The sequence below is a fragment of the Herbaspirillum sp. Her3 genome (assembly GCF_057961275.1).
This window is the reverse complement of sequence record NZ_CM176328.1, coordinates 4,363,076-4,375,627: the sequence shown is the minus strand read 5'-3', so window position 1 is coordinate 4,375,627 and position 12,552 is coordinate 4,363,076. Positions and strand designations below refer to the sequence as shown.

Annotated in this window: 14 protein-coding genes; 9 read left to right on the top strand and 5 right to left on the bottom strand. The window is 64.0% G+C overall.

Annotated features, from left to right (window positions below; translation table 11 throughout):
* Positions 1-12: 12 nt before the first annotated feature.
* From ACVC5H_RS19975 to osmB, 5 genes are all read left to right on the top strand, one after another.
* Complete coding sequence (locus ACVC5H_RS19975) at positions 13-507, top strand: response regulator (RefSeq protein WP_489619487.1); 495 nt, start codon at positions 13-15, stop codon at positions 505-507.
* Positions 508-674: 167 nt separating this feature from the next.
* The gene (locus tag ACVC5H_RS19970) at positions 675-2,708 is read left to right on the top strand and encodes a PAS domain-containing sensor histidine kinase (protein ID WP_489619486.1); all 2,034 of its coding nucleotides are present in this window, start codon (positions 675-677) and stop codon (positions 2,706-2,708) included.
* A gap of 278 nt (positions 2,709-2,986) precedes the next feature.
* Positions 2,987-3,157, top strand: a complete 171-nt coding sequence (locus ACVC5H_RS19965) for a CsbD family protein (protein ID WP_145607732.1) — start codon at positions 2,987-2,989, stop codon at positions 3,155-3,157.
* A 228-nt stretch (positions 3,158-3,385) separates the two neighbouring features.
* Complete coding sequence (locus tag ACVC5H_RS19960) at positions 3,386-3,751, top strand: hypothetical protein (RefSeq protein ID WP_489619485.1); 366 nt, start codon at positions 3,386-3,388, stop codon at positions 3,749-3,751.
* A 42-nt stretch (positions 3,752-3,793) separates the two neighbouring features.
* The gene (gene osmB, locus ACVC5H_RS19955; RefSeq protein WP_489619484.1) at positions 3,794-4,009 is read left to right on the top strand and encodes an osmotically-inducible lipoprotein OsmB; all 216 of its coding nucleotides are present in this window, start codon (positions 3,794-3,796) and stop codon (positions 4,007-4,009) included.
* Between the two features lie 143 nt (positions 4,010-4,152).
* On the opposite strand, the gene ACVC5H_RS19950 is transcribed toward osmB, so the two are convergent.
* Positions 4,153-4,530: a hypothetical protein gene (locus ACVC5H_RS19950; protein WP_489619483.1), complete on the bottom strand. Its 378-nt coding sequence runs from the start codon at positions 4,528-4,530 to the stop codon at positions 4,153-4,155.
* A gap of 208 nt (positions 4,531-4,738) precedes the next feature.
* Positions 4,739-4,897, bottom strand: coding sequence for a DUF3309 family protein (locus ACVC5H_RS19945; RefSeq protein ID WP_338718362.1), 159 nt, complete (start codon positions 4,895-4,897; stop codon positions 4,739-4,741).
* 514 nt (positions 4,898-5,411) lie between these two features.
* On the opposite strand from ACVC5H_RS19945, the gene ACVC5H_RS19940 reads away from it, so the two are divergent.
* From ACVC5H_RS19940 to ACVC5H_RS19925, 4 genes are read left to right on the top strand one after another with little or no spacing between them, the layout of a single operon-like run.
* Positions 5,412-6,728 carry a CmpA/NrtA family ABC transporter substrate-binding protein gene (locus ACVC5H_RS19940; RefSeq protein ID WP_489619482.1) on the top strand — a complete coding sequence of 439 codons (1,317 nt, stop codon included), beginning with the start codon at positions 5,412-5,414 and terminating at the stop codon, positions 6,726-6,728.
* 59 nt (positions 6,729-6,787) lie between these two features.
* Positions 6,788-7,735: a nitrate ABC transporter permease gene (gene ntrB / locus ACVC5H_RS19935; protein WP_489619481.1), complete on the top strand. Its 948-nt coding sequence runs from the start codon at positions 6,788-6,790 to the stop codon at positions 7,733-7,735.
* 12 nt (positions 7,736-7,747) lie between these two features.
* A complete protein-coding gene (locus tag ACVC5H_RS19930) occupies positions 7,748-8,560 on the top strand; it encodes an ABC transporter ATP-binding protein (protein ID WP_489619480.1) in 813 nt (270 codons plus the stop codon).
* Positions 8,561-8,593: 33 nt separating this feature from the next.
* The gene (locus ACVC5H_RS19925) at positions 8,594-9,283 is read left to right on the top strand and encodes a type IV pili methyl-accepting chemotaxis transducer N-terminal domain-containing protein (protein WP_489619479.1); all 690 of its coding nucleotides are present in this window, start codon (positions 8,594-8,596) and stop codon (positions 9,281-9,283) included.
* A gap of 64 nt (positions 9,284-9,347) precedes the next feature.
* Here the strand turns inward: ACVC5H_RS19925 and ACVC5H_RS19920 are convergent, their stop codons facing one another.
* The 3 genes from ACVC5H_RS19920 to ACVC5H_RS19910 are packed head-to-tail and all read right to left on the bottom strand — an operon-like array spanning position 9,348 to position 12,506.
* Positions 9,348-9,743, bottom strand: a complete 396-nt coding sequence (locus ACVC5H_RS19920; protein ID WP_489619478.1) for a DUF423 domain-containing protein — start codon at positions 9,741-9,743, stop codon at positions 9,348-9,350.
* Positions 9,744-9,770: 27 nt separating this feature from the next.
* The gene (locus ACVC5H_RS19915) at positions 9,771-10,232 is read right to left on the bottom strand and encodes a hypothetical protein (RefSeq protein ID WP_489619477.1); all 462 of its coding nucleotides are present in this window, start codon (positions 10,230-10,232) and stop codon (positions 9,771-9,773) included.
* 60 nt (positions 10,233-10,292) lie between these two features.
* Positions 10,293-12,506, bottom strand: a complete 2,214-nt coding sequence (locus ACVC5H_RS19910) for an SLC26A/SulP transporter family protein (protein ID WP_489619476.1) — start codon at positions 12,504-12,506, stop codon at positions 10,293-10,295.
* Between the last annotated feature and the right edge of the window lie 46 nt (positions 12,507-12,552).

Sequence of the window (12,552 nt, the reverse complement as noted above, 5' to 3'; positions counted from 1 at the left end):
GTACGGCGCATCATGGATGACAAACTCAACAGCAGGCCCCAGCGCGACAGCGACGGGACGCCCTTGCGGATCTTCCTGGTGGAGGATTCCGAGGACGTGCGGGACCTGATCGTGGAGAGCCTGTCGGAAATCACCGGCGTGCGCCTGGTGGGGCATGCCGAGAGTGAACTGGAAGCCTTGCGCCACCTGCAGCAGAACAGCTATGACGTGCTGATCCTGGATATCCAGTTGAAGCAGGGCAATGGCATGAGCCTGCTGCAATCGCTGGCCCGCTCCAATACGCGGCGCCAGAGCGAGGTCAAGGTGGTCTTCAGCAATCACGTCAGCCCGACCTACCGGCGCGCAGGTGTGCAATGCGGGGTGCAGCACTTCTTCGACAAATCTTCCGAACTGCCGCTGCTGTGCGATCTGCTGGAAGAGCTGGCGGCGAAGAAGGCCGGCAAGCCCGGCCGCACTTCCTCGAGCAACAATTCGCCGCAGGGACCAGCCCAGGCGGGGGGACTTTGACGCATTTTTTTGCTGCATGATTCGCGCAGCCAACCATCGTGTCGCCAAGGCATTTCGGCGCGGCCCGGATGGACCAGACGACGAGAACCGATCCTGGCCGGCGTGACGCACGCCATGGCCATCGCGGCAGGGATCGCACTACGCACTAGAGCAAGGGATTTCCGACGATGCAGAAGAACAATGACGGCCTTCGTCCGTCCTCCGCCGATCTCCAGAACAGCGCATCGGTCGAGTATTTTGCGGCGTCCCATGCGCATTACAGCAGCATGGTAACGCTGGCCATGGGCCTGGCCATGGCGGTGATCCTGCTGGCGGTGGTGGTGCTGGTGACGGGCGCGCTGGGCGAAGAGTACCGGCGCCTGCTCTCGGGCCTGCTGGCCGTGCGCGAAGTGACGGCGATCGGTTTCATCCTGGGCGGCTCGGCCCTCTACCTGCGCTGCATGCATTCGGGCACGCGCCGGGCGACGCTGCGCAAGCTGGCCGTGGCGCTGGCCGTGCTGCTGCTGGTGCTGGGCGTGGTCTCACTGGTACAGGGCGTGATGTATATCCTGGGTTGGCTGCCGCTGGATACGGCGCATCCGGTCTCCCCGCTGGCCATTCCGCCGCTGCTGTCGATCGGCTTCGTGCTGATGGCCCTGGCCCTGCTGCTGCATGACTGGCGCCTGCTGGGCGGCTACTATCCGGCCGAATACCTGGCCTTCACCATCATGGGCCTGTCGGCCATTCCGCTGGTGGGCTATCTGTATGACGTCAGCCAGTTCATCTATCTCGACTTCCCGCTGCCGATCTCGCTGCTGTCGTCGCTGGTCTTCGCCTTGCTGGGGGCGGCGCTGTTGATGGCGCGGCCTTCTCATCCGCTGATGGCGGTGATCCTGCGCATTGCGCCGGGCGGACAGATGCTGCGCCATCTGTTGCCGCAGACCCTGTTCCTGCTGCTGGCCTTCAGCCTCTTGCTGAACTGGGGCATGACGCATGGCTGGATCCTGCCCGAACTGGTGCTGCCCACGCTCACGCTGATCAATGGCGTGATCGTGCTCTTCATCTTCTGGGGTTCGGCCAGCCGGCTCGACAGCGAATACGGCGAGCGCACCCGCAATGCGCAGAAGCTGGCCGAAACCAGTGCCTTGCTCAATGCGGTCAGCGAAAGTACCAGCGATCCGATCTTCGTGAAGAACCGCCAGGGCCTGATGATCTTTGCCAACCCGGCCACGTTGCACAAGCTGGGCAAGACCTGGGAAGAGACCATGTACCGCTCCAGCCGCGAGTTGTTCCTGGTCGAGGAAGAGGCCGATACCATCGACCGCGACGACCGCCGCGTGATGGCCTCGGGCAAGCCCGAGAAGCTGGAGCAGACGCTGCACCTGCCCGAAGGCGTGGTCACCTTCCAGACCGCCAAGGTGCCCTGGTTCGGCAAGGATGGCAGCGTGCAGGGGGTGATCGGCATCAGCACCGACATCACCGAGCGCAAGCAGGCCGAGGATGAATTGCGCCAGCGCGAGAGCCAGCTGGAAAAGACCGTGATCCAGCGGACTGCCTTGCTGCGCGAACTGACCAACCACCTGGAGACCGTGCGTGAAGAAGAAAAACGCGCGATTGCCCGCGAGTTGCACGACAACATGGGCGCCTCGCTGACCGCCTTGTCGATGCATCTGGAGGGCGTCTACCAGATCCTGCCCCCGGACGAGAAATGGGCCGACCGCAAGACCCGCATGCAAGGCCTCATGAAGTCGCTGGTGGCCACCACGCGGCGTATTCAGACCGAGCTGCGGCCCAATACGCTGGACCTGTTCGGGCTGAAGGCGGCGATCTCCGAACAGCTCGACGAATTGCACGAGCGCACCGGCATCACCTGCCGCGCCAGCCTGCCGGATGAAGACGTCGAAGTGGGACATGAGATGGAAATCGCCATCTACCGCATGCTGCAGGAAATGCTCAACAACGTCACCAAGCATGCCAAGGCCAGCAAGGTCGACGTCATCCTCGACATCGACGAAGACCACGTGGCCCTGACCGTGCGCGATGACGGCGTGGGCATCCCCGAGGAGCGGCGCGACAATCACAAGACCTATGGCTTGCGCGGCCTGCGCGAACGCGCCACCTTCTTTGGCGGCGAGGTCGATATCCGCTCCACGCCCGGCAAGGGCGCGTTGATCAGCATCAGCCTGCCGATCCGTCCGGAACTGGCGGCCAGCGAGAGCTGACGCACGCGCGCACGGCCCGCTTCAACGCCGCTGCAATCCCTCCGAAAGCCGCCATCAGGGCGGCTTTCTGCGTTCTGGTGAGCATTGTTGCAAGGGCGTTTTTCCGGCACGGTTTTTCGGTTTTTCCTACGCGTGAAAGGGCGCCTCTCTTATGGGCGCGCCATGGGCTCATCGTTACCATGAACTCATCGTCACGCAACGCCCGGCGGGCGCTGCAGCGTGACGGAGCCGGCCCATGCGCCGGGTAACCCTCAGCCAACAAACGCAAAGGAGCCATCATGAACAAGGACCAGATCAAGGGCAGCCTGAAGGAAGCCGCAGGCAAGGTGCAGGAGAAGACGGGCGAGCTGACCGGCAACACCAGCCAGCAGGTCAAGGGCGCAGCCAAGCAGGTGGAAGGCAATGTCCAGAAGACCTATGGCGACGCCAAGGAAGCCGCCAAGGACTGATGCCACTTGTACCTCCGGCTGGGCCGGGCCGGCGTTGGTGCAGGCCCCAAGCTCAGCCGTGTAGGAAAGCGCCTACGCGAGAATCGGAAACGGCTGATTTTGTGATGCGGCAATTTCCGCGACCATGACGTCATGGTGCTGGTAGAGCCGGGAAATCAAAAAGAGTTCTCGGTTTGCCGCATGAAATTCTCAGCTCACCGCCAGAAGGGATCCCTGAAAGGGCAGACCATGAAAAAAACAGTCGGTATTTGCATGCTGGCAGCCGCTTCGGCTTTCGCCTCCCACGCTTTCGCAGAAACCCCGCAAGCCGTCGACAGCGCCGCGCGCTGGTCGGCTTCCACGATGGACCGTCACATGCCGGTGGATGCAGCCCGCCTGCACACAGCAGGGCAGAAGAAATTCCGCTACATGGACATGGCCGAGACCAAGCGTTCGAAGTCCTTGCAGAACGCCGTGCTGCTGTATGGCGCACGCGCGGCCAAGAGCAAGGATGCGCAAGGCGAGCGTGGCCATGAGGCCGCACCGCGCACACCGGTCTATCGCAATCAGGCGCCTGCCCAGGCACCGCGCGTGATCATGCGCCCGTCGACCTGAACGCCGGACGCTCCCCCATCTGACAAAGAGGAAGGAGTCATCATGAAGACCATCAAGACACTGGCAGTGACCACCGTAGCCATCTGTGCCTTCACGGCACTGAGCGGCTGCAGCAACATGAGCCAGCGAGACAAGAATACCGCCATCGGCGCAGGCGCCGGTGCAGTGGGCGGTGCCGTACTCACCGGAGGCAGCGGCCTCGGTACCGTGGGTGGTGCTGCCGTGGGTGGCGTGATCGGCAATCAGGTCGGCAAATAAGTCGAACATCAGTCCGCTATAAGTCTAAGTCGACTGATAAACCGCCGGCGATCGCTGAGCAGGGCCACTGCAGGATCATCAACAACGCCGCGACGAGTCATCTCGTCGCGGCGTTGTTGCATGCAGCGCGTGCATGCGAGCGCTTATTGTCTGGCGTGCCTGTGCGAGTGCCTGGATGAGGGGGCAGGCGCTGCCGCAGCTGGCTGTGCTGCCTGGTAGTCCTTGAAGATACGTCCGGCGCGTGCCGTATCTTCCGCACGCGCTTGTGCTGCTTCCTTGCGGCAGGCAGCGGCCTCCTTGCCGCGCAGGCTGCGGCAGGCCTTCAGCGCCTCGGCATAGGCGGCCGCCGTTTCCTGGTTCAGGTTGCGCAGACGGGCCCGGGGGCTGTTGTCTTCCTGGTACCAGCGCTGGGGATCGGCCTTGCTGACGTCCTCCTCGGCCGCATGCACGGTAGCCGCCCCGAGCAGGGACACGACAGCCAGGATGCCCGGCAGGAAAGGAGTGAGGAATTTATTGTTCATCGGTTGGGAGCCTCATCACGTTACGGAGATAGGAAGAGCCGTCAGCGTGAGGATGCCCGCAAGCAAACGGCGCGGCCGGTGACAGGCACCGGCCGCGCCGTTTTCCCGTCCGCCACCGGATGGTATCAGGCTTGCGGGAGGGAAGGGAGTGGACCAGGGCAGGGGCGCATGGCAGCCGGGGAATGAACCGGCCGGCCGCCGCCCCGCCTTATATCTTGCCCAGTAGCAGCAGGATCAGCAGGATGATGACGATGGTGCCAGCGATACCGCTGGGACCATAGCCCCAGCCACGGCTGTGCGGCCAGGCCGGGATGACGCCGATGAGGATCAGGATCAGGACGATGAGCAGGATGGTGCCGAGGGTCATGGATTTCTCCTTTCTTATTGAGTTCGCTCTTGCCCGCCAGGGTGCAAGAAGCGCCGGGTGATGCGTGAAGCTGGGGCCATCTTAGGGCGGCCCTCATCGCCGCACGATCAGCGCCCCTCGCAATGTGCTGTAGGAAAATCCTGCAAGCGCGGGTAGGTGGCCGCGCGCCCCTGCCTTGGCTGACAGATCACTGCCAACTTGGTGCAAGGCACAACGGAAGTGCGGGCCACGCCCGATTTGATCGCGCCGTCCGCGCTGTCGGGGCGTTGCCGTCAGGCCGCACCATGTGCCGCCAGGTCAGGCTGCATGCGGTTTTGCGGCGAGCACCCAGGTTCTGGCACGCTCTTTGCTGAACGATGGTCACAGCGCAGCAGTGCGCAAGCAATGTGAAGGTGTGGCCAACGACGGTCGCGCCGTCCAGGACAAAGGCGTCTTCCGATATGGCTCACCCATGTCGGAACACGCCTTTTTTGTTTGGGCTTTCGACAAATCGCAACGCAAGGGGAACAGGGCTATGGAATCCAAGGGTCAGGTGGACAAGGCAGGCGTGCTGGTGGACAACGACAGCGCACAGGGCGCGCAGGTCGATTCTGTGCAGGCAGTGGACGGCAAGCGCCGCAAGCTGATGCAGGGCGCGGCCCTGGCTGCCGGTGGCGGCATGCTGGGCCTGGCCCCGGGCGGCGCCTGGGCAGCCGGTTCCGACAAGCCGGAAAAGGAAGAAGTGAAAATCGGCTTCATCCCCCTGACCGATTGCGCCTCGGTGGTGATGGCCTCGGTGCTGGGTTTGGACAAGAAGTACGGCATCAAGATCGTCCCCAGCAAGGAAGCCTCCTGGGCCGGCGTGCGCGACAAGCTGACCAATGGCGAACTGGATGCGGCCCACGTGCTGTATGGCCTGATCTATGGCGTGCAGCTGGGCATCGGCGGACAGAAGAAGGACATGGCCGTGCTGATGGGACTGAACCACAATGGCCAGGCCATCACACTCTCCAAAAAGCTGGCCGACAAGGGGGCCGTCGATGGCGCCTCGCTCTACAAGCTGATGCAGACCGACAAGCGCGAATACACCTTCGCCCAGACTTTCCCTACCGGCACCCATGCCATGTGGCTGTATTACTGGCTGGCCGCCAATGGCATCAACCCGATGAAGGATGCCAAGGTCATCACCGTGCCGCCGCCGCAGATGGTGGCCAACATGCGGGTGGGCAACATGGATGGCTTCTGCGTGGGCGAACCCTGGGGCCATCGCGCCATCGTCGATGGCGTGGGCATCACCGCCATCACCACCCAGGACATCTGGAAGGACCATCCCGAAAAGGTGCTGGGCACCTCGCGCGAATTCGTGCAGAAGTATCCCAACACCTGCCGCGCGATGATGGCCGCCATCCTGGAAGCCAGCAAGTGGATCGATGCCTCGCTGGTCAACAAGAACAAGATGGCTGAAGTGATCGCCGACAAGTCCTATGTGAACACCAGCAAGGACGTGATCGACCAGCGCATCCTCGGCCGCTACCAGAACGGCCTGGGCAAGACCTGGGACGATCCCAACTACATGAAGTTCTATGAAGAAGGCCAGGTCAACTTCCCCTTCCTCTCCGACGGCATGTGGTTCATGACCCAGCATCGCCGCTGGGGCCTGTTGAAGAGTGACCCGGATTACCTGGCCGTGGCCAAATCGGTCAACCAGATCGATCTCTACAAGGAGGCCGCGGCCATGACCAAGACGCCGCTGCCCAAGGAGGTGATGCGCAGTTCGAAACTGGTGGATGGCATCGTGTGGGACGGCAAGAATCCGGCGGCCTACGCGCAGTCCTTCAAGATCAAGGTGTAAGCAGCTGTGGCCGCAGGCCGGGGCCATTACGGTGAAGTGTATCGAGCAAGGGGAAAACGATGAGTGCAGTCGTGGAAAGCATCATGGGCGACAACGCCAAGCCCGCCGGCAACAGCCATGGCGGATCTGTTCCTGCCGTCGAGCCGGTGCGCGCGGCCGCTGCCAACGAAGCGCAGGCCGCACCCGCTGCCGTCCCGGCCAGGGCACGCAGCCTGCGCAAGAAGATCGTCGCAGGCGGCCTCTTCATGCGCGTGGTGCCGCCGCTGTTGGGTGTGGCGCTGCTGGTGCTGGTGTGGCAGATCATCGCCTTGAAGACCAGCAGCTTCCCCACGCCCTGGGCGACCTTGAAGGAAGCGGGCGTGATGTTCTCCGATCCCTTCTACCGCAACAGTCCCAATGACCAGGGCATAGGCTGGAACGTGCTGGCCTCGCTGCAGCGGGTCGGCATGGGCTTCGGGCTGGCGGCGCTGGTGGGCATTCCGCTGGGCTTTGCGATTGGCCGGGTGGAGTTTCTCTCGCGCATGTTCGGCCCCATCATCAGTTTGCTGCGCCCGGTCTCGCCGCTGGCCTGGCTGCCCATTGGCCTGTTGGTCTTCAAGTCGGCCAATCCGGCGGCGATCTGGTCGATCTTCATCTGCTCGATCTGGCCGATGATCATCAACACCGCCGTGGGCGTGCAGCGCGTGCCGCAGGATTACATGAACGTGGCGCAGGTCTTGAATCTCTCGGAATGGAAGGTGCTGACCAAGATCCTCTTCCCCTCGGTCTTGCCCTACATGCTGACGGGCGTGCGCCTGTCCATCGGCACCGCATGGCTGGTGATCGTGGCGGCCGAGATGCTGACCGGTGGCGTGGGCATCGGCTTCTGGGTCTGGGATGAATGGAACAACCTGAACGTGCCGCACATCATCATCGCCATCGTCGTCATCGGGGTGGTCGGGCTGGTGCTGGAGCAATTGCTGGTGGCACTGGCCAAGGCATTTACCTACGAGCAGGTCAACAACTAAGGGACGCGGATCATGGACAACCTCAACGGCAAATTCATCGACATCCACGGCGTGGAGATGGTGTTCCACACCAAGAAGGGCGTCTTCCATGCCCTGCGTGACATCAACCTGACGGTGGCCAAGGGCGAGTTCGTCACCCTGATCGGCCACTCCGGCTGCGGCAAATCGACCTTGCTGAACCTGATCGCCGGTTTGCTGAAACCCAGCGATGGCGTGCTGCTCTGTGCCAACCGCGAGATCGGCGGCCCGGCCCCGGAACGTGCGGTGGTGTTCCAGAACCATTCGCTGCTGCCCTGGCTGACCTGCTACGAAAACATCTATCTCGGTGTGGAGCGTGTCTTCGGGGCGACCGAAAATCGCACCCAGTTGCGCGACCGCACCCGCGCCGCGCTGGCGCTGGTGGGCCTGAGCGCGGCCGAGAGCAAGCGTCCCAATGAAATCTCGGGCGGCATGAAGCAGCGCGTGGGCATTGCCCGTGCGCTGGCCATGGAGCCCAAGGTCTTGCTGATGGATGAACCCTTCGGCGCCCTCGATGCCCTGACCCGCGCGCATCTGCAGGACGAGCTCCTGAAGATCGTCGCCAAGACCGGCTCCACCGTGGTGATGGTGACCCACGACGTGGATGAGGCGGTGCTGCTGTCGGACCGCATCGTGATGATGACCAATGGACCGGCCGCCACCATCGGTGACGTCGTGGAAGTGAAACTGCCGCGCCCGCGCGATCGCGTCACGCTGGCGCAGGATGCGCAGTATGGCGCCTACCGCACGGCGGTGCTGGAATTCCTGTATCGCAAGCAGGCGCATCCGGCGCGCGAGGCCGCTTGAGCCGGCGATCAATTGCATGGGAAGGAGATGTTCATGAGCAGCCTGGCTGTCATCGAGGAGAGCCCCGCCGCAGGGGCTGAACCGACCGAATCCACGCCGCTGTCCGGCGAGGTGTTCGGGGCCTTGATCAATCTATCTGGCCGCCGCCGTTTCACCTCGCAGCGGCTGGTGCTCTACGCGGTGTTGGCGGCTCAGGGGCAGCAGGAGGCGTGCGCCACGGCGCGCGAAGCGCTGGCGCTGTTTCGCAGCGCGCACACGGCCCTGATCCGGCGCTCGGCCGGCTTGCCCGGCGTATTCTGTGCGGAACTGGAAGAGGTGTATTTCGGCCGCAGCCGGGGCGATGCCCGCATCACCGGTTTCGCCGAACTGGCGCAGCGCGCGCTCAATGCCATCGAAGACAAACTGAAGACCGCACCGGCCCTGCTGGAACAACTGGTGCAGGAAACCACGCCCTTGCTGGCGGTGTTGAACGAGATCACGGCGGTCTATGAAGCGCAGTCCAAGAAACATGCGCGGCTCATGCGCGAGCAGCTGCGCGGCATCATGACCGACATCGAAACCATCGCGCGCGAAGCCAAGATGGTGGCCTTCAACGCCCGTATCGTGGCAGCCCGCTCGGGCCAGGCCGGCAAGGAATTCTCGGTGGTGGCCGGGGTGCTCTCCAACATCACCGGCGAGATCGACGAGCTGGTCAAGGAAGCCTTGAGCGGGGCGGCGGCCTGACATTGCGCTTCGCCGGGACCGTTAATCTCGGCTTAATCCTGTTTGATCGAGCATTGAATTTTGCTTAATGCTGCTGTTGGGACGCTGGTTGGCTTTTCAGCGCCGCCCATGCCACCAGCAGCCAGGCTGCCAGGAAGGCCACGCCGCCAAAGGGCGTGATCGCCCCGAGGATGCGCGTGCCGGTCAGGGCCAGCAGGTAGAGGCTGCCGCTGAAGATGACGATGCCCGCCAGCATCAGCCTGCCGGCCCAGGCCAGGGCGGCACCGGCCATGCGCGGCATCAGCAGGGCGATGGCGATCATGCCCAGGGCATGCATGACCTGGTAGGTCACGGCGGTATGCCAGATGGCCAGCATCTCTTCGGAAATCATCTTCTTCAGGCCATGGGCGCCGAAGGCGCCACAGCCAACGGCCACGAACATGTTCAGCGCGCCGGCGGCGATCAGGGTGCGTTCTTTCATCGTGCTTGCTTTCAGTCAGGTGGCCATTCAATAGCCGGTGCGCATGCTCTTGCCGAGCCGGTACTCATGCCGCAATACGAACTGCGACGTGGCAATCAATCCCGACAGTCCCAGGATCAGTTGCGTGAGCGTATCCGGCGGCAGCACCCACACGCTGCCAGCGGGCGCGGCCACGTTGGCGGCGGCGCTGATGACCGGGGCGGCCCAGGCGGCTTCTTCGCTGACGTCCAGCAGGATCTGGCCTTCGGGAGCGGTGTGCAGGTAGATTTCGCCACCCAGTTCCAGCGTGAAGCAGATGCCCTGGCCGGCGTTGACGGTGTTCATCTTGTGGCGGAAGACCACGGCTTGCAGTTCGCGGTTGTAGGTGTCGATCCAGGTCTCGACCTCCTGCACGTTCTGCAGCACGATCCAGGGGCGCGGGGCAGGGATGGTCTCGGCGCCGGCTACGGCGTCATCGGGGAAGATCGGTTCGGGGGCTTGCTCGGACATGGTGGAGACGGGGTACGGGGAAGGCAGCAGTATATCGGATCGCTCTGCCCCGCACCCGGCTCAATAAGCCAGCCGGTACGCCTCATTGGTCGATTCCAGCCGGCTGGCGATGACCTTGACCACGTAAGCATGCAGCCGCAGTGCCGTGGCCGGATCGTCCTGTTCCAGCTGGCGCAGGCTGTCCCGGCTCAGCTGGTAAGCGCGGGTGGGACGGTCGGTGACGACATCGGCGGTGCGCCGCTGGCCGCGATAGAGCGCCATCTCGCCCACGATGGTGGCGCTGCCGAAGGAACGCAGGCGCATGCGGCCGCCGCCTTCCAGCGGCAGCGTAATGCTGACCATGCCTTCCTCGATGAAATACATCGAGTCACCGGCATCGCCCTTGCGAAACAGCAGCGTGCCGGCCGCCAGGTCGACCCGCTCCATGCGCGCCAGCAGCGAGGCCAGTTCGCGCGCCTCGAAATGTTCGGCCAGGCTGGTGTGCAGGGTATCGCGCGATTCGTCGCGGGAGGCGTGTTCCAGCAGGCGGTCTTCCACCCATTCCAGCGCCAGGTCGAGATCGGCGAACTCCTGCGGCGCGTTGCCGGGGAAGGCGGCGCGTGCGATGGGGCGGCGGATGGGTTCGCTGATGCCGGTCAGGATCAGGGTCACCTTGTATTGTTCACACACCTGCGCCAGCTTGACGAAGCTCTGCGAGGTCGAGGCATCCAGTCCCTGCACGTGGCGAAAGTCGATGATGATGAACTGGCGCGGCGACTGCAATTGCTCGCGCACGCGATGCACGATCTGGTTGGCGCTGCCGAAGAAGAGGAAACCCTGCAGGCGCATGCCGAAAACGCGCTGGCCCAGTTGCTTCAGTTCGGCATGGGCGGCGGCGCTGCGCTCGAGTTTGGAATGCAGGGTGGCGCCGGTGAATTCCATCTTCACGCAGGATACGCGTCCATAGTCCAGCACGAACAGCACGCAGGCCACCACCACCCCCAGCGCCACGCCGGTGACGAAGCCATAGCAGGCCACCACCGCCACGATCAGCACGATCAGGAAATAATCCCCGCGCGCCAGGCGCCGGCTGCGCACCAGCCATTCATTGAGCAATCCGCCGCCCAGGCCGATCAAGAGGCCCGCCAGGACCGGCTTGGGGAAATAGCCCAGGAGCGGGATGAAGAACAGCGCAAAGGCCAGGCAGAGTACCGCCGCCACCAGCGTGGCGATGCGGTCGCGCGAGCCGAAGCGGTAGTTGAGCAGGGTGCGCGAGAGCGAATGGCAGCCGATCACGCCACCGAAGAGCCCGCTGAGCACATTGGCCAGGCCGGCGCTGCGCAGCTCGCGGTTGAAATCGACCTCGCGCCGCGTGGCCAGGCTCACGCCGGTGGCATTGAGCAGGATGGCCAGCGTGGTGACGGCGATGAGCGCCAGCAATTCGCCGTAATGGCGCCACAGGACGTCCCAGTGCACCAGCGACCAGGAGACCTGCACCGGCAGCTGCACGTGGCCCAGGCTCAGGGGCGCGAACATCCAGCCCAGCGCCCGCGCCTGCTCCAGCGAGATGCCGCTGGCGGCCAGTGCCCCGTAGAAGGCGGCACTGGCCAGGCCCAGCGCCACGGGCAGCGCCAGCGGATGGTCGAACCTGCGTCCGGGCAGCCCCAGCATGCCGATCACCACGATGGCCACCGGCAGCAACTGCTGCCAGTGCAGTGCGATGCCGGCGCTGAAGATATCCAGTCCCAGGGGACGGCCGGTCAGCACCGTGAAGGCACCCATCCACAGCAGGTAGCCGGTACCGGCGAGGAAGCCGCCGATCACCGGAAAGGGCACGAACTGCACCAGGTTGCCCCGGCGCAGCACGCCCAGCAGCATCAGCACCAGCCCGACCAGGAGGCTGCTCAAGGTGATGGCAGTGGTGACCGTGGCCAGGATCTCGGCCGGTGACAGCGCGGCGCGCTGCATGCTGGCGCTGATGCCGCCGACCATCAGCGAGAGCAGGCCGACCGAATTGGAGTCCGCGCCGCCCAGCATGAAGGGCAGGGAACTGGTGAAGCAGATCACCAGCAGGCACAGCACGCTAGTGATGAACATGAGCGGCAAGCCCGCCTGCAAGAGGCCCTCACCGCTGCTGCCGAAGATCATGACGGCATAGCTGACCGCATAGCTCACCGACACCAGGGCCACCACGCAGGCCGCTGGCAGGCTGCCCAGCCAGTGGCGCGCACGCGTGAGCGGATTGGATTGCGGCATCAGATGACCTTCCCCGAAGGCTGCGCGTTTGTGCGGCATGCCTGTACCCCCATCGATATGGCCCAGCGATTGCGCTGGCCGTTCT